We start from the raw sequence: 22,417 nt of genomic DNA, 5'->3' as shown, positions 1-22,417 counted from the left end.
GATCTACTGATCGGTGACTGGCTTCATCCACGCATGGCGTCGGGCTGCTGATCGGCATTGCCAGTAGATCCACGCCATGCGTGGATGCTCTCCGTTCCGATGCCGGAATCTACAACGGCCAACGACACCACGCATGCGGGTAGTCCCCCAACTCGCCGGCCAGTCCGGCCCGCACCGGGTTGGCCAGGATGTACATCGCCTTCTCATGAAGGGATTCATCGGTGCGCACCGCATGATCGTGGTAGCCGTGCTGCCAGAGCGGCCCTTTCCGTCCCAGTTGCCGGTTCAGCAGCCGACTGCTGCGTGATTTGAGCACGGCCATGCACTGGGCCAGCGTTCCCTTCTGCAGTTCCATCAGCCAGTGCAGGTGGTCGGGCATCACCACCCAGGCGAGGCTGTGGCTGATGCCGCTGCGTTCGACGAAGCGCAGCGCGTCCACCAGCACAGCGACATTGCCTGCGTCGGAGAAGAATGGCTCCCGGCCACGCGTTGTCGTGGTCAGGGAATAGACATTTCCCGTGCGGGAGTAACGACCGTAGCGGAGTCTGGGGCTTGCCATGGGGACAGACTGCGGTTTGCCCGGTCATCCTTGCATTGGCGGACCACCCTGCGGCCAGTCGGGAAAAGCCGCGACACCGGCCAGTGTTCATAGGAAAGCCCATCCACGCATGGCGTGGATCTACTGCTCCCCCGCCAGACACGTCCCCGGAGATCCACGCCATGCGTGGATACGACCAGCCACCCCGCACAATCCAGTAGATCCACGCCATGCGTGGATAGGCCCCGTCCCGCACACGCAAGTAGATCCACGCCATGCGTGGATAGGGCCGCGCCCCGCACACGCCAGCAGATCCACGCCATGCGTGGATGGGACGTTCCCCAACCCCGCACAATCCAGTAGATCCACGCCATGCGTGGATGCGGAGATTACCCGGCGCCCGGCTGATCGTCCGGTTCGCGCGCCAGCAACGTGCCGACGAACAGCGCGGCGAGCAGGACGGTCAAGCCGCCCCAGAACGCGGAATAGAACGCCAGGTGCGTATTGAGCGGGAACACGGTGACCGCCAGTGCCAGCATTGCCGGGCGTGCACGTTCGCGCGCCGGGGCCGGGGCGAAACGCCATGCCCGCCATGCCTGTGCCACCGCCGCCAGCCACAGCAGCAGCCCCAGCACACCTGTCTCGGCCAGGATCTCCAGCACGATCTGATGGGCGTGCAGCGCGGGCATCGTGCCCCACACCGCCGGCCCTTCATCCGCAACGCAGTGGGGATAGGCATCGCGGAAGCCACGAGCGCCGACACCATTGATCGGATGCGCTTCGATCATGCAGGCCGCTGCGCTCCAGATGCGAGTACGACCGGACAGTGCCTGCTCGACCCCGTCATCGCCACCGTCCCAGGCCATTGCCGTGCGCGCCACACGTTCCCGCAGCTGCGGCACGCTGACGGTCAGTACCCCCGCCGAGAGAACACCCACCAGCGCGAGCAGGCCCAGCTGCTTCCATCCCAGTTGGCGCACGCCGCTGTAGACAACCACCAGGCCGAACGTAATCCATGACGCTCGCGAGCCGGCCAGTAGCAGCACCACACCCACCGCAGCAGCGGCCAGCAACCAACCCGCATTGCCGAAACGGCGCGCCACCGGCAACATCAGGAACGGCGAAAGACTGGCCAGCACCTGGCCGAATTTCAGGTTGCACGGCCCAAGCGCCCCGCTGAGACGATCAGCCAGCGCGGCTTCTTCAGCCGGGCACAATGCATGGCCGCTGATGGCCAGCTTGATCTGCTGCAGCGACCAGAACCAGGGGCTGGTACCTGCCAGTGCCTGCACCAGCGCGTCGAGCGTCCACAGGCCGGTGATCACCGCCAACCCACCCAGCGTCAGGCGCCGCCGCTGCGGGGTGGCCACGGCGATCGCCACCAGCCACATGAAGGGCAGATAGCGCAGCCCGGCCGCCGCCTTGGTCCACGATGCCGACGGGTCGACGGCATCGAAGGCCGAGAACGCCTGGGGCAACCAGTAGCCAAGGAAAAGAATCGAGGTCAGCGCCCACGCTGCCGGGCTCAGCAGATGCGGTCGATGCTGCACCCGGCGGATGACCATGCGTGCCGCGGCGTACAACGCTCCCAGGCCCAGCACCGTTTCGGCGATGCCTGGCAGCGGCCACAGCGCAACGTAGGCCAGCACCCACCAGGGCGCCCAGCGTCCGGCGCGCTCATCGCGCAGGTTCGGCGCGGCGTCAGCCAGCGAGGTCGGCATAAAGGCGGAGGGTATCGCGCTGCATGGCCTGCAGGGTAAACGGGATACGGCCCGGCAGCGATGGCGGCTGTGCCAGCAAGGCCAGCGCACGTTCACCCAACAGCTGCGCATTGCCCAGCGGCACTGCGCCACTGGGCTGCAGCTGCTGCAGCAGTTCGCCGACGCCGCCGTGGTCCCAGCCCAGCACGGGTCTGCCGACCGACAACGCTTCGACCACGGTGCGACCAAAGGCTTCCGGCTTGTCCGACAGCTGCAGCACCAGATCGCTGGCGGCGTACGCCTGGGCGATGCGCGCGGTCGGCGTGCTGATGTGCACGGCGCCGGTCACGCCAAGCACGTCTGCCTGCTTGCGCAGCTCTGCCACATAGGCTTCGCGGCCAGGCTCGTCGGTGCCCAGCATCCACAGCTGTGCCGGCACCCCCGCTTTGCGGACATCGGCCAACAAACGCAGTGCGTGGACGTGGCCTTTCAGCCGGGTGCCGCGACCGGGCAGCAGCAACAGCGGTCCATCCACCTGGGCCAGCCAGGGGTAGTCCGCCGCCAGCGCCAGCCGAGGCCGCCGATCGGCGCGTGCCACACGAGGGAACTGGCTGACATCCACCCCGCGCGGGATCACCTGCAGCCTGTCGCGGGCCACCGTCGGGTAATGCGTATGTACGTAGTCGCGCACGCTGTTGGATACACAGATCACGCGTTCGCCGCTGGTCATCACCGCGCTGTAGCGACCGGGCGAATTCAGCCCATGCACGGTAGTGACCCAATGCGGGCGCTGCGTTGGCTGCATCGCACGGATCGCATACAGCCCCAGCCACGCCGGCAGGCGCGAACGGGCATGGACGATGTCGGCGCCCACTTCGGTGAACAGGTGACGCAGGGTCGGCAGATGGCGCAGCGTCAGCAACGACTTGCGGCCGATATCCAGAGTCAGGTGCTCGGCACCACTGTCGAGCAGCGGTTGCACCAGGCGACCACCGGCCGACACCACCAGCGCGCGATGGCCGGCAGCGACCAGGGCCGCCGCGATTTCAAGGGTCGAGCGCTCGACACCGCCGGAGTGCAGCGCCGGCAGCAACTGCACCACGGTCAATCGGCGCATCGAGGGGGCGGCCGCTTAGTCGGCCAGCACGAACACGGCACCGCAGTAAGCACACTGCGCTTGCCCATTGGGTTCGTCTTCGATCGGCAGGTACACCCGCGGATGCGAGTTCCACAGCGCCATTTCCGGAGTCGGGCAGCTCAGCGGCAGATCGCTGCGGTGCACGGTGTAGCGCTTTTCGGCGTTGGCGGGCGCGGTGGCGGTATGGCTCATGGCGGATGTCGATGAACGGATTGCGAGGCCTGCGATTCTAGCATCTGGGCCCGGCAAACACCGTGCGCTGCGTGGCCGCTGCGCGCGGCGGCCAGCTTCACCCCTACGCCCTGGCCCCGCCATGCAACCGCCCTGCCCACTCCCCGGCGGCGGCGCCGAGCCACGGTGGCAGGAAATTCCCCATGCGCACCAGACAATTTCGTGCAGAACCGGTCTTCGTTCGAATTCCCCGCATTTGGATCGAACTAAATGGCACTTGTCAGGGCGCTGCCAGCTGTTGCAGCATCGGGTCCGATCCATTCCTGACCCGATCGCATGGCCCGCCCCCCACCGGACCTGCATCGTCTCCCGACTGCCATGCGGCAGGCGGGGCGATGCTGTCCGTGGTGTTCGCCGATGCGGGTTCTGCCTGCCGCCTGCCCTACCGGGAGACCCTGCATGACCCTGTCCGATCCGCGCCGCGCCCTGCTTCCGCTCGCCCTGGCCCTGGCCTGTGCGACCACTGCGACACCGGTGCTGGCGCAAGGGTTGCAGACCTCCTTCGAGCCGGGCGAGCCGGCACCGGCCCGGTCCAATGGTGCGCTGTCCGTTGAGGTCGGCACTGGTCCTGGCGCGCCGTACGCGGCCAAGCGCAACGTCGGCTACAGCGGCCTGCATGCGTTGCACTACAGCGCCAATGGCGGCCAGGCGCGCCGCGAACTGTTCAAGACCGATCTGCCCATCGACACCGACACCACGCTGTCCTGGCTGGTACTGCCGGAGATCGTTGGCAAGGACACCGTGGCCTCCACCCATGTTTCGCTGGACCTGCTGCTGGACGATGGCAGCCGCGTATCCGCCAGCGGCGCGCGCGACCAGCACGGCGTGGCGCTGGGCGCACAGGCACAGGGCGACTCGAAGACGCTGTATCCGCAGCAGTGGGCGCGCAAGGCGGTACGCCTGGGCGATGTGCCCGCCTTGAAGGGCCGCCGCGTGATCGCCATCGAGCTCGAGGTGGCCAGCGCCGATGGCGCACCCGTATCGGGCTGGATCGACGACGTGCGTCTGGACGTGCAGTCACGGCAGGCACCGCAGCGTGTCTCCGACTGGGTGCTGACCACCCGCGGAACCCAGGCCAACGGCACCTTCTCGCGCGGCAACAACTTCCCGGCCACCGCTGTACCGCACGGCTTCAACTTCTGGACGCCGGTGACCGATGCCGGCGCACTGAACTGGCTGTACCGCTGGAACGAGCAGAACGATGCCAGGAACCGGCCGCAGCTGCAGGCGCTCGCCCTGAGCCACCAGCCCAGCCCGTGGATGGGCGACCGCCAGACCTTCCAGGTGATGCCCTCCGCCACGCGCGGTGTGCCTGAAGCTGATCGCAGCAAGCGTGCACTGCCCTTCGACCGCGCACAGGAAAGCGCGCGCCCGTATCGCTACGACGTGCGCTTCGACAACGGCATCGCCGCATCCATCGCCCCCACCGACCATGCCGCACTGTTCCGCTTCGATTTCCCCGCAGGCGGCGACGCCAACCTGCTGTTCGACAACGTCGATGCGCGCGGCGGGCTCACCCTCGATGCCGCCACGCAGACGTTGTCCGGCTACACCGATACCCGTAGCGGCCTGTCCAACGGCGCCACCCGCATGTATGTGGTGGCCAGCTTCGACAAGCCGTGGCGCAGCAGCGGCCAGATCGGTACCGGCCGCCCGACGGGCTACATCAAGTTCGACGCAGGCAGCGAGCAACGGGTGACGATGCGCATCGCCACCTCGCTGATCTCCGTCGAGCAGGCGCGCCACAACCTGGCGCTGGAGATCGCCGCAGCCGATACGCTGGAAAGCGTGGCCGGGCGTGCACAGGACGCGTGGGATGCGCGCTTGGCCCGATTCGACATCGGCAACGCCAGCGACGACCAGAAGACCACGCTGTACTCCAGCCTGTACCGGCTGTACCTGTACCCCAATTCCGGCCACGAGAATGCGGGCACTGCGGCCGCTCCCGACTGGCGCTATGCCAGCCAGGCCAGCGCCGCCGATGACAACACCGACGGCAGCGCGACGCGCAGCTTCGCGCCCGTGCGCGACGGCAAGGTCTTCGTCAACAACGGCTTCTGGGACACGTTCCGCACCACCTGGCCGGCGTATGCGTTGTTCACCCCGGATGATGCCGGTGAGCTGGTACAGGGTTTCATCGAGCAGTACCGCGCCGGTGGCTGGATCGCGCGCTGGTCCTCGCCCGGCTACGCGGACCTGATGGTCGGCACCAGCTCGGACGTGGCCTTCGCCGATGCGTGGCTGAAGGGTATCGGCGGCTTCGATCCGGAAGAGGCCTACGCGGCCGCGTTGAAGAACGCCACCGTGGTGCCGCCGGACCGCCATGTCGGCCGTAAGGGCATGGATCGCTCAACATTCCGCGGCTATGCCAGCGCCGACGTGCATGAAGGCATGTCGTGGACGATGGAAGGTGCGCTCAATGATTTCGGCATCGCCAACATGGCCGATGCACTGGCCAAGCGCGCGACGAAACCGTCCGTGCGCGAACGCTACTCGACCGAAGCCGACTACTTCCGCTACCGCGCCGCCAGCTACGCGACGATGTTCGATCCGGCCGCCGGCTTCTTCCAGGGCCGCAAGCCCGATGGCAGCTGGCGTCTGGATGCCAAGGATTACGACCCGCGCGTGTGGGGCCACGACTACACAGAATCCAATGGCTGGACGTTCGCCTTCACCGCCGCGCACGACGGCGAAGGCCTGGCCGCGCTGTACGGTGGCCGCGACAAGCTGGCCGCCAAGCTCGACACCTTCTTCGCCACGCCGGAAACCGCCGACGCCGCGTTCGCCGGCTCCTACGGCGGCACCATCCACGAGATGACCGAAGCGCGCGATGTGCGCATGGGCATGTACGCGCACAGCAACCAGCCGGCACACCACATCCCGTGGATGTACCTGTATGCCGGACAGCCGTGGAAGACCCAGCAGCATGTGCGCGAGATCCTGTCACGGCTGTACGTCGGCAGCGAAATCGGCCAGGGCTATCCGGGCGACGAGGACAACGGCGAGACCTCAGCGTGGTACGTGCTGGCCTCGCTGGGCCTGTATCCGCTGCGGATGGGCGCGCCGGAATACGCGATTGGTTCGCCGGCGTTCCAGCATGCGCGCGTCGAGCTGCAGGGGGGCGCGGTGTTGACCGTCAATGCAGCGCAGAATTCGCGAGAGAACGTGTACGTGCAGTCACTGAAGATCAACGGCAAACCGTGGACGAAGACCTGGGTGCCGCACGAGGTGATCGCCAAGGGCGCGACCCTGGACTTCGTCATGGGCCCGCAGCCGTCGCGCTGGGGCAGCGGCGTGGATGATGTGCCGCGCTCGCTGACCGCGCGTGGCCAGCGACCGCAGCTGCTGCACGACCTTCTGGTCAGCGGCGCGCAGGCAACGCTGGCCGACGGCCGCGCTCTGCCCGCACTGGTGGACGACGATGCCACGACGGCAGTGCCGTTGGGCGGTGGCGCGACCATCGCGCTGAGCCACGTGGGCGATGGCGCACCGACGATGTACACGCTGACCAGCGGTGATGGCGCTATCCGTGGCGGCGAGTGGACGCTGGAAGCACGTACCGGCACCGGGCGCTGGGTAACGCTGGACCAGCGCCGCGGAGAAGACTTCACCTCGGCCCGGCAGACCCGTCCATTCCGTATCGCTTCGCCCTCACGCTACGCCGAGTACCGTCTGCGCCTGGCTGCGCCGGGGCGCCTGCAGCTGGCCGAGATCGAACTGTTGGCGCCCTCCCACCTACAATGACGTCCATGCGCCTACGTTTCCTCCCCCTCGCTCTTGCCGCTCTTGTATTCCCAAGCCTCAGCCAAGCACAGCCGCAGACCCAGGCCTTCGATGGCCAGGTCAGCCGTGACGGGGTAACGCTGTACTACCAGGATGCTGCCGGTGCGCTGGCCGCGCCGGTGCGCAAGCGCATCATCGATACGTTCTACTTCGCCTACCTGCGCGAGCGTGCGGACTTCCGCCCGGCCGCGCCGAGCGAAGTGCGCATCGTGATCGATCCGGCGTACAACGGCGTCGCCTTCGTCGGCGACAAGGACAAGGCCAGCACCATCACCATCAATCCGGGCTGGCTGGCCCAGCACCCGGATGACATTGATCTGGTGACCCACGAAGCGATGCACATCGTGCAGGGCTACCCCAGCTATGGCGACAAGCGCGTGCCGGGCTGGCTGGTGGAGGGCATCGCCGACTACGCGCGCGACCGCTACGGCATGAACAACACCGCTGCTGGCTGGGCGTTGCCGGACAAGCTGAGCCAGGGCCAGACGGTTGAAAGTGGCTACCGGGTGACCGGTGCTTTCCTGAAGTGGGCCGAAGCGGCGCACCCGGGACTGGTGCAGGCACTGGACAAGGATCTGCGCGACGGGCGCTATGCACCCGCGCTGTGGCAGAAGCACACCGGCAAGCCCCTGCCGGCGCTGTGGACGGAGTACGCCAAGCCGCGCTCCCCGGCCCCTGCGCCGCCGCCCGCACGACGCGCGAAGCGGCGGTAAGTTCGACGTTGCCGGGGCAATGCCCCGGCCTTCAACGCAACTGCACGAAGCCAGCGTACAGCGCGAACAACTGCTGGAAATACCGCTTGGTCACTCGACTGCGCATGACACTGCTCCGCCCATGGAAAGTTGGTCGGGCCCAGGGTGGGAAGGCCGGTCCGGACCCTTCCCACGGCCAGGCCGCGTGGGCGTATTGGGCCGCAGCGAGGTTGCAGGGGGATTACCGGGCGGCGTAGCGGGTGTGGCAGGCGCCTGCAGGTAGAGCCGGCCGCTGGCCGGCTGTCGCGGTGTACCTGGGCATGATTGCGGTTGCCGGCCAGCGGCCGGCACTACCGTTTCCGCGGGGCGGAAACGAAACGCGCCCCGAAGGGCGCGTTTCTGCAGATCGCGGCGGAACGAAGGCTTACACCTTCTTTTCCGCCTCGATCTGCTTACGGATCTGCGCATCGACCGCGGCAATCGCGGTCATGTTCAGGATCCGGCGCGAGGTCGCGCTGGTGGTCAGGATGTGCACCGGCTTGTTGACGCCCATCAGGATCGGGCCGATCGCCACGCCATCGGTGAACACGCGCACCAGGTTGTAGGCGATGTTGGCCGCTTCCAGGTTCGGCAGCACGAACAGGTTGGCACGGCCCTGCAGGGTCGAGCCCGGCAGCAGCTTCTGGCGCAGGGCTTCATCCCATGCGGTGTCGCCCTGCATTTCGCCGTCCACGTTCAGACGCGGGTTGCGCTTGAGCAGCAGCTCGCGCACCTGGCGCATCTTCAGCGCATCCTTCGAATCGTGGCTGCCGAAGTTGGAGTGCGACAGCAGGGCCACCTTCGGCTCGACACCGAACAGCTTCATGCGGTACGCCGCCTGCAGGGTCGCTTCGCACAGCTGCTCTGCGGTCGGGTCTTCCTGCACGTGGGTGTCGACGAAGAAGAACACGCCCTGCTGGTTGATCACGCCGGTCATGGCCGAGGTCGAGGTGACCTTCGATTCCAGCGGCAGCACGCTGCGCACGTAACCCAGCTTCTTGTGGAAGCGGCCGACGATGCCGGTCAGCATCGCATCGGCTTCGCCACGGGCCACCATCACGGCGGCGATCAGGGTCGGGCGCGAACGCATCAGGTTCTTGGCAGCGGCCACGGTGACGCCACGGCGGCCAGTCAGGCCGTGGTAGTACTGCCAGTATTCGTTGAAGCGCGGGTCGTCATTGATGTTGGTGACTTCAATGTTCTCGCCGATCTTCAGGCGCAGGCCGAGGCGTTCGATGCGCGATTCGATCACTTCCGGGCGGCCGATCAGGATCGGATGCGCCAGGCCGTCATCGACCACGTTCTGCACCGCCTGCAGCACCACTTCCTCTTCGCCTTCGGCATACACCACGCGCTGCTTGTCGCTGCGCGCGCGGTCGTAGACCGGCTTCATCATCAGGCTGGTGCGGTAGACGAACTGCGACAGCTTCTGCCGGTAGGCTTCCATGTCGGCGATCGGACGGGCGGCCACGCCCGAATCCATCGCGGCCTGGGCCACGGCGGCCGACAGCTCCACCAGCAGGCGGCGGTCAAACGGACGCGGGATCAGGTACTCGCGGCCGAAGCTCGGGGTTTCGCCGCCATAGGCCGAGCCCATGTCGGTGGCGGCACGGCGGGCCAGCGCGGCGATCGCGCGCACGCAGGCGATCTTCATTTCCTCGTTGATCGCGGTCGCGCCGACGTCCAGCGCACCGCGGAACAGGTACGGGAAGCACAGCACGTTGTTGACCTGGTTCGGGTAGTCCGAACGGCCGGTACCGATGATCGCGTCCGGACGCGCAGCGCGCACCAGTTCCGGCATGATTTCCGGGGTCGGGTTGGCCAGAGCGAAGATCACCGGATCCGGCGCCATCGTCGTGACCATCTCGGCAGTCAGGATGCCCGGTGCCGACAGGCCCAGGAAGATGTCCGCGCCGTCAACGATCTCGGCCAGGGTGCGCTTGTCGGTGTCGCGCGCATAGCGCTGCTTTTCCGGGTCCAGGTCGGTACGGCCGGTATGGATCACACCCTCGCGGTCGAAGGCCAGGATGTTCTCCGGCTTCAGGCCCAGCTGCACCAGCATGTTCACGCAGGAAATGCCGGCCGCGCCCATGCCCGTGGTCGCCAGCTTCACTTCTTCGATCTTCTTGCCCGTGATCGCCATGGCGTTCAGCACCGCGGCACCGACGATGATCGCCGTGCCGTGCTGGTCGTCATGGAACACCGGAATCTTCATGCGCTCGCGCAGCTTGCGCTCGACGATGAAGCACTCCGGTGCCTTGATGTCTTCCAGGTTGATGCCGCCGAAGGTCGGCTCCAGCGAGGCGATGATGTCGACCAGCTTGTCCGGGTCGTTCTCGTCCACTTCGATGTCGAACACATCGATGCCGGCGAACTTCTGGAACAGCACGCCCTTGCCTTCCATCACCGGCTTGCCGGCCAGTGCGCCGATGTTGCCCAGGCCCAGCACCGCGGTGCCGTTGGAGATCACCGCCACCAGGTTGCCGCGGGCAGTCAGCTCGCTGGCCTGCTGCGGATCGGCCTTGATCGCTTCACAGGCGTACGCCACGCCCGGCGAATACGCCAGCGACAGGTCGCGCTGGGTCAGCATGGGCTTGGTAGCGGAAACCTTGATCTTGCCGGGCGGAGACATCCGGTGGTAATCGAGGGCGGCCTGTTTGAAATCTTCGTTGGACATCGATGTGGGTTACATGAATGGGCAGAAGGGACAGGGGATCATACCCCCGTTGGAGCGGTCGGACCTGTCGCTATGCTGTCGCAGTGATGCTGCGACCGCACAATTCCGTGGCGTATGCGACGTTATCAGAGCACAGCTTCAGCGCTGGCGATGACAGCCGTGGGACGCCTTGAAACGCTGCGGGGCCGTGCCACTGTCGTGACCGGCCCCGCAGTACCACACACCCGGGTCAGCCCTTGGCGGGCAGCGCCTCGGCCATTGCCAGCGGCACGGCATCGACCGGCGGCGGCAGCTCGCTTTCACGACCATCCAGCGCCAGCTTCAGCCGGTCGCGGTCCAGCGCACCTTCCCAGCGCGACACCACCACCGTGGCCACCGCATTGCCGATGAAGTTGGTCAGCGAGCGGCACTCGCTCATGAAGCGGTCCACGCCCAGGATCAGCGCCATGCCGGCCACCGGCACTTCCGGCACCACGGCCAGGGTGGCGGCCAGGGTGATGAAGCCGGCCCCGGTGACGCCGGCCGCGCCCTTGGAGCTGAGCATCGCCACCAGCAGCAGGGCGATCTGGTGGCCCAGGGTCAGCTCGGTATTGGTCGCCTGGGCGATGAACAGCGCCGCAAGGGTCATGTAGATGTTGGTGCCGTCCAGGTTGAACGAGTAGCCAGTGGGGACCACCAGGCCGACCACCGACTTGCTGCAGCCGGCCCGTTCCATCTTTTCCATCAGCGACGGCAGCGCCGACTCCGACGACGAGGTGCCCAGCACCAGCAGCAGCTCGGCCTTCAGGTAACGGGCCAGCTTGAATACCGAGAAGCCACACAGGCGGCAGACCACGCCCAGGATCACCGCAACGAACAGGAAGGCGGTGAGGTAGAACGAGCCGACCAGCCAGGCCAGGTTGACCAGCGAGCCAACGCCGTACTTGCCGATGGTGAAGGCAATGGCGCCGAAGGCACCGATCGGCGCGGCCTTCATCAGGATGTGCACCAGCTTGAACACCGGGGCGACCAGCGCTTCCAGGAAGTTCTGGATCGGCTTGCCCTTCTCGCCCACCGAAGCCAGCGCGATACCGAACAGCACTGCCACGAACAGCACCTGCAGGATGTTGCCGTCAACGAAGGCACTCAGCAGCGTCTTCGGGATGATGTCCATCAGGAAGCCGACCAGGGTCAGGTCGTGCGACTTCTCGACGTAGCTGTGCACCGCGGTCTGGTCCAGCTCGGCCGGGTTGATGTTCATGCCGGCGCCGGGCTGCACGACGTGCGCCACGATCATGCCGACGATCAGCGCCAGCGTGGAGAAGAACAGGAAGTACGCCATCGCCTTGGCGAACACCCGGCCCACCGTGCGCAGATGGGTCATGCCGGCGATGCCGGTGACGATGGTCAGGAAGATCACCGGCGCGATGATCATCTTCACCAGGTTGATGAAGGCATCGCCGAGCGGCTTCATCTTCTCGCCGATCAGCGGCTCGTAGTGGCCGAGAACAGCGCCCAGGACGATCGCCACGATCACCTGGAAGTACAGCTGGCGGTAGAGCGGCAACGGCTTGCTGGGCACCGGCGCAGCGGTCGGGATGTGCATGGCGGACTCCGGAAGGGGCGTTTTCAGGCACGTACGGCCCCGGAAATGCACGGGAACCGTTACCGTGGAAACTGATCGCATGCCCCTCGATTGCAGGCACAGGGGTGCGACCAATGGACGCCTTTGTACGCGCCACGCACCGCCACGCAGATAACCTATTGGTACTAGCCCCCCGGTTCAGGTGGCTGCGCTGCCTACACTGGCGCCGCACCGCTGATCGCGGGGATGCCGGTGGCCCGACCTGAACGGCCGGGCGCGTCATTGCGAAAGTTCCGGCCATTGCGGCCGTTGTTGTCCTGTCCACACGCATCTGAGAGAGCCGCACCATCATGCGCCCGATTCCCACCTTGCTCGCCCTTTCCCTGGCGGCGCTTCCCGCCTTCGCTTCGGCTGCCGATTTCGACAACTGGCCGACCAAGTACACCTTCGGCGACGGCACTGAACTGGCCGCCACCGCCAACATCGCCTACGACTACAACGACTTCTCGTCCGCCAGCGGCATCGACGATGACGACGCGGTGCGCCGCAAGGAATTCGGCGCGACCCTGAAAAAGAAGGGCGTGTACGACGCGATGGTCTACTACGACTTCCAGGCCGATACCTGGCTGGACGTGTTCGTGCGCTTCGAGAGCAAGGCGTTCTTCGGCCGCGATGTCGGCCGCTTCCGCTTCGGCTACATGAAGACCCCGGTCGGCCTGGATGCGAATACCTCCTCGCGCGCCGGCAGCTTCCTGGAAACCGCGCTGCCCGTGCAGGCGTTCTACGCAGGCCGCCGCACCGGTGTGGAATGGGTGCTGGAGCGTCCGCAGTACCTGCTGCAGGCCGGCGCCTATGGCGGCAAAGACCTGCAGGGCGACAACCCCGGCACTACCCAGGCGGTGCGGGCAGTGTGGACGCCGGTGAAGGCACCGGGTGACGTAATCCACCTGGGCTTGGCCTATTCGCAGGAAAATCCGCGCGGTTACCACGATGGCCGCGACGTGCATCATGAAGCCAGCGCCCGCCTGCGGGCCCGCCCGGAAGCCGGCCTGACCGACATCCGCCTGGTCGACTCGGGCGCACTGGTCACTGCCGACCAGATCCGCCGCACCGGCCTGGAAGGCATCTGGATCCGCGGTCCGTTCTCTCTGCAGGCCGAAGCGCTGCAGGCCACCGTCACCCGCAATGATGGCAAGCCCGACTACACCGGCCACGGCCAGTACGCGACGGCAAGCTGGGTGCTGACCGGCGAATCGCGCCCGTACAACGCCGGCGCCGTTGCCAACATCAAGCCGGCGCACGACTACGGTGCGGTGGAACTGGTGGCCCGCTACAGCCGCCTGGACCTGGACGACGGCAGCATCCTCGGCGGCCGCCAGCACGACCTGACCCTGGGCGCGAACTGGTACCTGACCAGCCACTTCAAGTTCCAGGCCAACTACGTGAAGGTCGACGCCAGCCGTCGCGGTGTGCACAGCACCCCGGAGATCTTCGAACTTCGCGCGCAGATGCACTTCTGATCCCTTCCACGTGTCAGATCCCGGCGGGCGTGTACACCACGCCCGCCGGCCCTGCGTAGACTGCCGCCATGTATTGGCTCAGCCGCCACCGCCTGCAGTTGCTGACCGTTCTGGTAATGGTGGCCGGCACCGTGTTGTGCGCGGTCGCCGCAGGCCACTACGCCTGGCGTCGCGCGCTGGGCACGGAAAGCGCGCAGGTGCAGCGCCAGCTGCAGCTGTACGGCCAGGGGCTGCAACAGCGCATCGACCGGTTCGGCACCCTGCCGCAGGTGATGGCGCTGGATCCGGACCTGCAGCACGCACTGCGGGAACCGCCCTCGCCCGCCGAGCGGCAACGCCTGAACCTGAAACTGCAGCGCGCCAACCAGGTTACCCGTACCTCGACGCTGACCTTGGTCGGCCGCGATGGCGTGGCCGTCGCCGCCAGCAACTGGGATCAGAAGACCAGCAACGTCGGCGAGGATTACAGCTACCGCCCCTACTACCAGCAAGCACTGGCCCATGGCCGTGGTCGTTTCTACGGCATCGGCATGACCACCGGCGTGCCCGGCTACTTCATGTCCGAGGCCATCCTGGATGCCGACAGCCAGCGCATCGGCGTGATCGTGATCAAGATCGAGCTGTCCGCGCTTGAACAGGAATGGTTGAACAGCCCGGACGTGGTGCTGACCAGCGACAACCACGACGTGGTGTTCCTGGCCAACCGCGATGCCTGGCGCTACCGCCTGCTGCGCCCGCTCGGCACGGAGGAACGCAACGAGATGCGCGCGGCGCGGCAGTATGCCGATCGCTCGCTGCAACCGCTGCGCGTGCGCACCGAAGATGTACTGGCTGATGGTGGCCGCATGGTCCGCCTGCTCGACCCGCCACTGCCGCAGGCGATGCTGTGGCAGACCCTGGCGCTGCCCGACGAAGACTGGAGCCTGCATCTGCTGCATGACGCAGGCGCGGCCACCAGCGCGGGCCGCGGCGCGGCAGTGGCCGGCGCCGCCGCATGGCTGGCGCTGGGATTCCTGGTGTTGTTCGTGCAGCAGCGACGTCGCCTGTCCAAGCATCGCCAGCGCAGCCGCCGCGAACTGGAAACCCTGCTCAAGCAGCACGCCCAGGAGCTGCGCACCGCCCAGGATGGCCTGCTGGAAGCCGCCACCGACGCCGACGTGGGCTTGAGCCGCAGCCTTGAACATCTGCCACAGGGCGTGGTGGTGATCGACAAGGAACAGCGTCTGGTGGCGTGGAATTCGCGCTATCTGGAGCTGTTCCGCTTCCCGGCGGGGCTGGTGCGGGTCGGCCGTCCGATCGAAGAACTGTTCCGCTTCAACGCACGTCGTGGCCTGCTGGGCCCCGGCCCGATCGACGAGGCCATCGAACGCCGCCTGACCCATCTGCGCAGCGGTCGCCCGCACATGCGCGAGAGCGAGAAGGACGACGGCACGGTGCTGGAAATCCGCGGCAACCCGCTGCCCGATGGTGGCTTCGTCACCAGCTACGCCGACATCACCAGCTACAAGAACGCTGCACGCGAACTGCGCTCGCTGGCCGACGCGCTGGAACACCGCGTGGCCGAACGCACGCAGGATCTGGACGAAGCCCGCCGCGAAGCCGAACAGGCCAACCGCTACAAGACTCGCTTCGTGGCGTCGGCGGTGCACGACCTGCTGCAGCCGCTGAATGCCGCGCGCATGTTCGTGTCGGTGCTGCGCGGCAAGCTTAGCGATCCCGCTCAGCAGCAGACCAGCGACCACATCGACGCCGCCTTGGCTGCACAGGACGCGATCCTCAACAGCCTGCTGGACATCGCCCGGCTGGAGTCAGGCAGCCTGCCCACGCGCGTGCAGGCCTTCCGCCTGGGGCCATTGCTGCAGGCGCTGGCACGCGAATCCGGCATTGGCGCGCAGGCGCGCGGTCTGCGCGTGGACTGGGTGGATACCGATGCGGTAGTGGTCAGCGATGAAGCACTTCTGCGCCGCATCCTGCAGAATTTCCTGTCCAATGCCGTGCGCTACAGCGAACGCGGCCGCGTGCTGCTCGGCTGCCGGCGCCGCGATGGCCTGCTGTGGATCGAAGTACACGACCAGGGTCCGGGCATTCCCGATGCCCTGCAGGGCGAGATATTCGAGGAGTTCCGGCGCCTGCACGATGGCCAGCAGCGTGGCGCTGGACTGGGCCTGGCAATCGTGGATCGCATCGGTCGCCTGCTCGGTCATCCCATCGCGCTGCGCTCGCAGCTTGGCCAGGGCAGCGTGTTCGCGGTGGGTGTTCCGTTTGGCGAGGCCAGCGCCATTCCGGCCACTGCACCCGCGCCCGTCGTTGTGCAGGAGCCGGCTGCAGACAATCCGCTGCGTGGGCGTCGGGTGTGGGTGATCGACGACGATCCGCACGTGTGTGCGGCCAGCCGCGCGCTGCTGGAACGATGGGGCTGCGAGGTGGTGCTGGCCGATGGCCCACAGGCGGCGCTGCAGTTGGCCAGTGCGGGCGCGGTTCCGGAACTTGTGCTGCTGGATGTACGCATGGGCGATCACCACGGCCCAGTGTTGTACGAGACGCTGGCGGAGCTTTGGCAGGCGCGGCCGCCGGTGGTGCTGGTCACCGCCGAGCGCGATGCCGGGCTGCGCGAGATGGCCGCTGAGCGCGGCTGGGGGATGATGGCCAAGCCGGTGAAGCCGCCGGCGCTGCGGGCGTTGATGAGTCAGTTGTTGATCCGCCATCGCGGGTGATTTCCAGCCAACGGCGCAGCCCCTCGTGGGTGTTGATTGATCGCGGAAAGCCGGGTTACTGAGGGCTGGCCGGGTGGGTGGGTACTGCGGGGACGCCGTGAACCCGTCCATGGGGGCTTGGCCGCGGCATCCATGCCGCGGACACCCCGCACTACCCACCCACCCGGCCGCTGACAGGTTCCGGGTGTTCCCCACCCACGGAGAAGAAAAAGAGGATCAAAAGCGGGTCGCAGCGCTGCGCTTGCTCACAAGCCGAGCGTGGCTCGGCTCTACAGGAGGCAATGCGGCCGACCAAGCCGCTTTTGCTTTTGATCTTCTTTTTCTCCGTGGGTGGCAGACCACCGGAATCTGTCAGAGGTCGGTCGGGTTGGGTTCGCGGGGGTGTCCGCCGCATGGATGCGGCGGCCAAGCCTCCAGGGACGGATTCACGGCGTCCCCCGCGAACCCAACCCGACCGGCCCACTCGCAGCTTTTGCTTTCAACGACCCACCCAATCCTCCACCCACGAGGGGCTACGCCGTTGGCTGGAACTACAACCCGATGCCTGCGTCGCCTTCCGGCTCCAGCGCCTTCACCAGCACTGCGGCCTGCGTGCGGCTGTGGCATTCGAGCTTCTTCAGGATCGCGGTGACATGCACCTTCACCGTGTTCTCGGCCAAGCCCAGCGTGTAGGCGATCTGCTTGTTGAGCAGGCCGTCGGCCAGGCACAGCAGCACCCTGAACTGCTGCGGCGTCAGCTGCGCCAGCCGGCTGGCCAGCAGCGCGTCGGCTTCGGAACGCTCGGCCGCCATCGCCGGGAACCACAGGCCACCATCGAGTACCGCCGCCACGGCTTCACCGATGGTCTCGGCAGGTGCGGACTTGGGAATGAAACCGGCCGCGCCGAACTGCTGCGCGCGGCGGATCACCCGCGGATGATCGTTGGAAGACAGGATCACCACCGGAATGTCCGGGTGCGAACCGCGCACGTGCAGCAACGCGGAAAACCCGTGCGCACCTGGCATGGTCAGGTCCAGCAGCACCAGATCCACATCGGGCTGTGCGTCCAGCGCCGCGGCCAGTGCTTCAGCGCTGGCCACCTCGCGCACCTGCGCCAGCGGCAGGCTCTGCCGCAATGACTGCACCACCGCCGAACGCAGCAGCGGATGGTCGTCGGCGATCAGGATGGTGTATTCGCTCATGCAGCCATTGTACGGGCAGCAAACCGCATGCGACGGGCAAGGCCCCGCGCTACCAGGGCATCAGCGCCCTGCCGGCTCCACGCTGCTGCGCCAGGCATCCAGGAACTGGCGGCGCTTGAGCGCATCCAGGTAGACCAGCAGGCCGGGGCCGAGCTGGATCGGACGGCGGCTGCGGCCGGGCGCATCGTCGCCGCGTGCATCGCCGCGCACGATCGGCATCAGCCGTGCCTCGCGCGCGAGCACCTGCTGGCCGCGTGGCGACAGCAGGTAGTCGAGGAAGCGCCGCGCTTCCTGCGGGTGCGCTCCGGTGCGCGGAATCACCGCAGTACGCAGTACCACCAGCGTGTAGTCCTCCGGCTCGACGATGGCCAGCGGTGCGCCCGCATCGATACGGGCCTGCGCATACGAGCCCAGCACGTTGTAGACCAGCGACAACTGGCCACTGGCCACCTGGTCCAGCAGCACGCCGGTACGTTCCTCGCGCACCACCGCGTTGTCCCCCAGCGCACCAAGCAGGGCCCCGGCGATGCTGCCGCGCTGGGCATCCTGGGTCGCCAACAGGTAACCCACGCTGCTGCGTTCGATATCGTAGGTACCGACCTTGCCGCGCAACGGCGCCCCTTCCGCACGCAGCAGGTCCAGCAGTTGTCGACGCGTGTGCGGCACTTTCGCGGCCGGCAGCCTGCGCGTGTTGTAGACCATCACCACCGGCTCGTAGCTGATGCCGAATGCCTCGCCACGCCACTGCGCCCACGCAGGCAGCGCCTGGGTCTGCACCGAGCGGTGCGGCAACGCATGACCGTCGTTGACCAGCTTGGTCTGCAGGTCCATGCCGCTGGAGATCAGCAGATCCGGCGATGCAGGTCCGGCGCGGTCATGCAGGTAACGCGCGTACAGGTCCTGGGTGATGATGTCTTCGTACACCACCTCGCTGCCCGGATGCAGTCGCTGGTAATCAGCGATGACCTCGGCGAAGACCTCGATATCTGTAGTGCCATGGATGCGCAGCTGCGCGGTGGCGGTGCCCTGTGCGGGAAAGCGGCGTACGTCGCCCGGTGCAGCGAGAGCCGGCACGGCCAGCAGCAGGGCAACAGTGGCGGCGAACAGGCGGATCATGTGCTGCTCCGGGGCAGGCGGATGGTGGCGACCAGGCCACCCTGCGGTCGGTTGCTGAGATCGATCTGGCCACCATGGCTGTCGACCACCCGCTTGACGATGGCCAGGCCGAGGCCTGCTCCGCCAGAGGGTGCGCCCTCGCCCCGTGCGAAACGCTCGAACACGCGTTCGGCATCCGCCGCGGCAATGCCCGTGCCGTGGTCGGCGATGGTCAGCACGGCCTGTCCGCCTTCAGCGGTCAGCGCGATCTGCAAGGGACCCTCGCCGCCGTACTTCAGCGCGTTGTCGACCAGGTTCTTGATGGCCTCACGCAGCAACAGCGCGTCACCGTGCACCTGCACCGGCTCGGCCGTCATCGCCAGTTGTACGCGCGGGGCGGGCCCGGCCTGCGGCAGCGCTTCGTGCAGCGCCTGGTGCACGGTCTCGGCCAGGTCCACGGTGGCGAAGCGCTGCAGATGTGATCGATGGATCACGCTAGCATCGCTGAGCAGCTGGTTGAGCAGGCGGCTCATGTGGGTGGCGTTGCGCTCGATCGCCAGCAGGCTGCGCCGCATGTCCTGCGGGTCGTCGTCATCCAGTGCCAGCTGCGCCTGCGCGCGCAGCGCTGCCAGCGGCGTGCGCATCTGGTGCGCGGCCTCGGCCATGAACGCACGCAGGGTTTCATTGCTGCTGGACAAGCGCTCCATGAAGCGGTTCAGCGCTGCCACCATCTGGTCCATCTCGCGTGGCACGCGCGCGTCCAGCGGTTTCAGGTCGGACGGCTCGCGGCGTGACAGTTCGCGCTCGACCCGCACCAGCGGCCGGAACGCGCGATGCACGCCGAAGGCCACCAGTGCCAGCAGCAACCCCGACAACACGCCGATCGCCAGCAGCGCGCGGTTCACCAGCTCCTGCGCCACCGCTTCGCGCGCACGCCGGGTCTGCCCCACCTGCACCTGCACCTCGCCCTGCGCGGAGGCAGCGGCAAAGCTGCGCCCGACCACCACGAAGCGCACGGTCTCGCCACTGTAGGCAGCATCGAACAGCTGCGGTTGCGTGCCCGGCCGACGCGGCGACGCTGGCAGGTCGCCGTAGCCGGTGATCAGGTTGCCGCGACTGTCGGCGACCCGGTAGAACACGCGGTCTTCCGGCGCCATCGCCAGCAGGTCCAGCGCGGCATAGGGCAGGTCCACCTGCCACTGGCCGTCCACCAAGGCCACCGAATCGGCGATCGACAGGGCCGAGGACACCAGCAGATGGTCGTAGGAGCGGTTGGCCGCGCGCTGGCCGTAGTCGCGTGCAGCGAACAGCAGCGCCACCGCGAACACCGCCAGCAGCGCGCCCAGATACAGCAGCAGGGTGCGCCGCAGCGACCCGGGGGCAGTGCTTGCGCTGCGCGCGTCAGCCATCGGCGTCGGCTTGGCTGTCGCTGGCTTCAAGCAGATAGCCGACGCCGCGTACCGTGGTGATGCGCAGCGGCGCGCCTGCCAGCTTCCTGCGCAGACGACCGATATACAGCTCGATGGCGTTCGGCCCCGCTTCGTCATCGAAGCCGAACAGGCCATTGCCGATTTCATCCTTGCCCACGACCTGGCCCATGCGGCCCACCAGGATCTCAAGCAAACGATATTCGCGGTTGGGCAGCTCGATCGGCTCGCCATCCAGGGTCACCCTGTGCGCAGCGTTGTCGAACTGGAAGCCGCCGATCTGCACCACTTCGCTGGCCTGCCCGCGTGCACGTCGCAGCAGCACGCGGCAGCGCGCTTCGAACTCGCGGAAGTCGAATGGCTTGCCCAGATAGTCGTCAGCACCGACATCGAGTGCCTGCACGCGATCTTCGATGCCATCGCGCGCGGTCAGCATCAGCACCGGCGTGCTGTCGCCGCGCTCACGCATGCCGGCCAGCACGCGCAGCCCATCCAGCTTGGGCAGGCCGATATCCAGCACCACCAGATCGAAACTCTGGTAACGCAGCACGCTGGCGGCGGCCAGGCCGTCGGCCTGCCAGTCCACCGCGTGACCACTGCGGCGCATGCGACGGATGATCGCATCGGCCAGGTCCGGGTTGTCTTCGACCAGCAGCAGGCGCATGGGTGGGGGCGTGAGGGGGGAAACGAATGCTACCGCGTGGGGATGCATGACGTCCGCCGCCCTGCTCCGGCGGCCTCCGCCACCCGCCATTTCGCTGCACTGCACAAACCGCTGACAGGACGATGACAGCTTGCGCGACACAGACTGCGGCCGCGCACCGTCCGGTGCCCACGATTGCCGCGCGCCTGGCGTGCACCTGGGAGGGTTTGTGGAATTGAGCATTGCCTGGCGGCGTCCTGCCGCCATGATGGCCCTGGCTGCGCTGGCCGCGCCGGCCTTCGCCGAAGACGAGCGTCCGGTGACCGCCACGGTCGGCGGCCGCCTGCACCTGGACTTCGCCACCTTCGACAACGACAACCGGGGCACGCCGAACAAGGACGACACCGAAATCCGTCGCGCCTGGGTTGACGTTTCCGGCAAGTTCTTCGTGGTCGACTACAAGCTGGAAGCCGATTTCTCCGGCGACCGCGTCGAGGCCAAAGACGTCTACCTGAGCCGCAGCTTCGGCGATGCCGGCCGGCTCACCGTGGGCCAGTTCAAGCAGTATTTCTCGCTGGACGACCGCACCGGTTCCAACTACGGCAGCTTCCTGGAGCGCGGCAACGCCGGCACCACGCTGGCGCCGCTGTATCGGCTGGGCGCGTCCTGGCAGGCCAATCCGGGCGATTTCACCTGGGCAGCCAGCGTGTACAGCCTGGAAAGCATCGATGCCTGGCAGGTCAAGGGCCGCGCCGCCGGTGGCCGCGTCACCTGGGCACCGGCCCCCAGCGAGGGCGACGTGTTGCACCTGGGCCTGTCGCTGGCCCGGGAGGCCTACGACAACCCGGGTGGCAACGGCACCCCGGGCCTGAAGATCCGCCCGCGTCCGGCCGGGCATCTGTCCGACGAAAGCCGCCTGACCCTGGTCGATTTCTCCGCTGGCCGCGATACCGACGTCAACAAGTGGTCGCTGGAATATGCGCAGGTGCGCGGCCCGCTGTCATGGCAGGGCGAATTCAGCGGCGCAACCTTCGATGATGGTGCCCAGCGCGGTGATGTGATGGCCGCCTACGGCATGCTCAGCTGGTTCGTCACCGGCGAGAGCCGTGCCTACGACCGCAAGACCGGCCGCTTCGCCCGGGTCAAGAACATCCGCCACAAGGCCGGTGCCTTCGAAGTGGCCCTGCGCTACGACCAGATGTGGGGCGCACAGCACCTCGATGGCCAACCCGACCTGCGCCGAGGCAGCACCGAAGGCTGGACGCTGGGCGGCAACTGGTACCTGCGTGACAACCTGCGCTTCATGCTCAACGTGATCGAAAGCCGCAACCGCGACCGCTTGGCTGGCACCACGGTGGACCGCACGCGCGCGGTCACCGGACGCCTGCAGTTCGACTTCTAAACGCGTTCTTCCCGGGCGCGCACGCTCCCGGCCCCCTTCCACGTCCCACGTCCTGTTTCCTCTAGGAGTCCGC

The 22,417-nt window shown here is 67.2% G+C and carries 15 protein-coding genes; 5 read left to right on the top strand and 10 right to left on the bottom strand.

Going from position 1 to position 22,417, the window contains the following annotated elements; all coding sequences use genetic code 11:
• Positions 1–109: 109 nt before the first annotated feature.
• From ACQ5SA_RS19165 to ACQ5SA_RS19150, 4 genes are all read right to left on the bottom strand, one after another.
• A complete protein-coding gene (locus tag ACQ5SA_RS19165) occupies positions 110–559 on the bottom strand; it encodes an REP-associated tyrosine transposase (protein ID WP_499315588.1) in 450 nt (149 codons plus the stop codon).
• 368 nt (positions 560–927) lie between these two features.
• Positions 928–2,259, bottom strand: coding sequence for an O-antigen ligase family protein (locus ACQ5SA_RS19160; protein ID WP_499315587.1), 1,332 nt, complete (start codon positions 2,257–2,259; stop codon positions 928–930).
• A complete protein-coding gene (locus tag ACQ5SA_RS19155; RefSeq protein ID WP_499315586.1) occupies positions 2,240–3,355 on the bottom strand; it encodes a glycosyltransferase in 1,116 nt (371 codons plus the stop codon). The genes ACQ5SA_RS19160 and ACQ5SA_RS19155 overlap by 20 nt, the downstream gene beginning before the upstream one ends.
• Positions 3,356–3,370: 15 nt before the next feature.
• Entirely contained in the window at positions 3,371–3,568 is a 198-nt protein-coding gene (locus ACQ5SA_RS19150; protein ID WP_025874129.1) for a zinc-finger domain-containing protein, read from the bottom strand.
• A 438-nt stretch (positions 3,569–4,006) separates the two neighbouring features.
• On the opposite strand from ACQ5SA_RS19150, the gene ACQ5SA_RS19145 reads away from it, so the two are divergent.
• Together ACQ5SA_RS19145 and ACQ5SA_RS19140 are read left to right on the top strand one after the other, a co-directional pair.
• The gene (locus ACQ5SA_RS19145) at positions 4,007–7,351 is read left to right on the top strand and encodes a GH92 family glycosyl hydrolase (protein ID WP_499315584.1); all 3,345 of its coding nucleotides are present in this window, start codon (positions 4,007–4,009) and stop codon (positions 7,349–7,351) included.
• Positions 7,348–8,103: a basic secretory protein-like protein gene (locus ACQ5SA_RS19140; RefSeq protein WP_499315583.1), complete on the top strand. Its 756-nt coding sequence runs from the start codon at positions 7,348–7,350 to the stop codon at positions 8,101–8,103. Before ACQ5SA_RS19145 ends, ACQ5SA_RS19140 begins: the two co-directional genes overlap by 4 nt.
• Positions 8,104–8,506: 403 nt before the next feature.
• Here ACQ5SA_RS19140 and ACQ5SA_RS19135 read toward each other — a convergent pair whose 3' ends face one another.
• Together ACQ5SA_RS19135 and ACQ5SA_RS19130 are read right to left on the bottom strand one after the other, a co-directional pair.
• On the bottom strand, positions 8,507–10,798 hold the full coding sequence (locus tag ACQ5SA_RS19135) for an NADP-dependent malic enzyme (protein ID WP_230112995.1): 2,292 nt from the start codon (positions 10,796–10,798) through the stop codon (positions 8,507–8,509).
• 229 nt (positions 10,799–11,027) lie between these two features.
• Complete coding sequence (locus tag ACQ5SA_RS19130) at positions 11,028–12,383, bottom strand: dicarboxylate/amino acid:cation symporter (protein ID WP_089236772.1); 1,356 nt, start codon at positions 12,381–12,383, stop codon at positions 11,028–11,030.
• Positions 12,384–12,712: 329 nt separating this feature from the next.
• Between ACQ5SA_RS19130 and ACQ5SA_RS19125 the strand changes: the two genes are divergently transcribed.
• Both ACQ5SA_RS19125 and ACQ5SA_RS19120 read left to right on the top strand, forming a co-directional pair.
• Entirely contained in the window at positions 12,713–13,882 is a 1,170-nt protein-coding gene (locus ACQ5SA_RS19125; protein WP_230112996.1) for an OprO/OprP family phosphate-selective porin, read from the top strand.
• Positions 13,883–13,950: 68 nt separating this feature from the next.
• On the top strand, positions 13,951–16,596 hold the full coding sequence (locus ACQ5SA_RS19120; RefSeq protein WP_499315581.1) for a hybrid sensor histidine kinase/response regulator: 2,646 nt from the start codon (positions 13,951–13,953) through the stop codon (positions 16,594–16,596).
• Between the two features lie 530 nt (positions 16,597–17,126).
• Here ACQ5SA_RS19120 and ACQ5SA_RS19115 read toward each other — a convergent pair.
• Genes ACQ5SA_RS19115 through ACQ5SA_RS19100 form a run of 4 tightly spaced genes read right to left on the bottom strand, consistent with a single transcriptional unit; the run spans position 17,127 to position 20,963 of the window.
• The gene (locus ACQ5SA_RS19115) at positions 17,127–17,777 is read right to left on the bottom strand and encodes a response regulator (RefSeq protein ID WP_230113285.1); all 651 of its coding nucleotides are present in this window, start codon (positions 17,775–17,777) and stop codon (positions 17,127–17,129) included.
• Positions 17,778–17,837: 60 nt separating this feature from the next.
• Positions 17,838–18,893, bottom strand: coding sequence for an ABC transporter substrate-binding protein (locus tag ACQ5SA_RS19110; protein WP_499315580.1), 1,056 nt, complete (start codon positions 18,891–18,893; stop codon positions 17,838–17,840).
• Positions 18,890–20,281: a sensor histidine kinase N-terminal domain-containing protein gene (locus ACQ5SA_RS19105; protein WP_499315579.1), complete on the bottom strand. Its 1,392-nt coding sequence runs from the start codon at positions 20,279–20,281 to the stop codon at positions 18,890–18,892. Before ACQ5SA_RS19105 ends, ACQ5SA_RS19110 begins: the two co-directional genes overlap by 4 nt.
• Positions 20,274–20,963 (bottom strand): response regulator, encoded by a 690-nt coding sequence (locus ACQ5SA_RS19100; RefSeq protein WP_499315577.1) that lies wholly within the window; start codon positions 20,961–20,963, stop codon positions 20,274–20,276. The genes ACQ5SA_RS19105 and ACQ5SA_RS19100 overlap by 8 nt, the downstream gene beginning before the upstream one ends.
• A gap of 244 nt (positions 20,964–21,207) precedes the next feature.
• Here ACQ5SA_RS19100 and ACQ5SA_RS19095 point away from each other — a divergent pair, with 244 nt between their 5' ends.
• Entirely contained in the window at positions 21,208–22,344 is a 1,137-nt protein-coding gene (locus tag ACQ5SA_RS19095; protein ID WP_236510231.1) for an OprO/OprP family phosphate-selective porin, read from the top strand.
• Positions 22,345–22,417 lie beyond the last annotated feature (73 nt).

Origin of the sequence: Stenotrophomonas indicatrix, assembly GCF_050573115.1 — a bacterium.
GTDB lineage: Bacteria > Pseudomonadota > Gammaproteobacteria > Xanthomonadales > Xanthomonadaceae > Stenotrophomonas > Stenotrophomonas lactitubi_A.
The sequence above is the reverse complement of the archived record's forward strand: the minus strand, read 5'-3'. Positions and strand labels throughout refer to the sequence as shown.

Bases quoted from the DNA above. Each gene is read 5' to 3' on its own strand.
- ACQ5SA_RS19105 (WP_499315579.1), bottom strand. From the start codon at position 20,281: ATGGCTGACGCGCGCAGCGCAAGCACTGCCCCCGGGTCGCTGCGGCGC.
- ACQ5SA_RS19095 (WP_236510231.1), top strand. From the start codon at position 21,208: ATGATGGCCCTGGCTGCGCTGGCCGCGCCGGCCTTCGCCGAAGACGAG.
- ACQ5SA_RS19145 (WP_499315584.1), top strand. From the start codon at position 4,007: ATGACCCTGTCCGATCCGCGCCGCGCCCTGCTTCCGCTCGCCCTGGCC.
- ACQ5SA_RS19100 (WP_499315577.1), bottom strand. From the start codon at position 20,963: ATGCGCCTGCTGCTGGTCGAAGACAACCCGGACCTGGCCGATGCGATC.
- ACQ5SA_RS19125 (WP_230112996.1), top strand. From the start codon at position 12,713: ATGCGCCCGATTCCCACCTTGCTCGCCCTTTCCCTGGCGGCGCTTCCC.
- ACQ5SA_RS19115 (WP_230113285.1), bottom strand. From the start codon at position 17,777: ATGAGCGAATACACCATCCTGATCGCCGACGACCATCCGCTGCTGCGT.
- ACQ5SA_RS19110 (WP_499315580.1), bottom strand. From the start codon at position 18,893: ATGATCCGCCTGTTCGCCGCCACTGTTGCCCTGCTGCTGGCCGTGCCG.
- ACQ5SA_RS19160 (WP_499315587.1), bottom strand. From the start codon at position 2,259: ATGCCGACCTCGCTGGCTGACGCCGCGCCGAACCTGCGCGATGAGCGC.
- ACQ5SA_RS19155 (WP_499315586.1), bottom strand. From the start codon at position 3,355: ATGCGCCGATTGACCGTGGTGCAGTTGCTGCCGGCGCTGCACTCCGGC.
- ACQ5SA_RS19135 (WP_230112995.1), bottom strand. From the start codon at position 10,798: ATGTCCAACGAAGATTTCAAACAGGCCGCCCTCGATTACCACCGGATG.
- ACQ5SA_RS19165 (WP_499315588.1), bottom strand. From the start codon at position 559: ATGGCAAGCCCCAGACTCCGCTACGGTCGTTACTCCCGCACGGGAAAT.
- ACQ5SA_RS19140 (WP_499315583.1), top strand. From the start codon at position 7,348: ATGACGTCCATGCGCCTACGTTTCCTCCCCCTCGCTCTTGCCGCTCTT.
- ACQ5SA_RS19120 (WP_499315581.1), top strand. From the start codon at position 13,951: ATGTATTGGCTCAGCCGCCACCGCCTGCAGTTGCTGACCGTTCTGGTA.
- ACQ5SA_RS19150 (WP_025874129.1), bottom strand. From the start codon at position 3,568: ATGAGCCATACCGCCACCGCGCCCGCCAACGCCGAAAAGCGCTACACC.
- ACQ5SA_RS19130 (WP_089236772.1), bottom strand. From the start codon at position 12,383: ATGCACATCCCGACCGCTGCGCCGGTGCCCAGCAAGCCGTTGCCGCTC.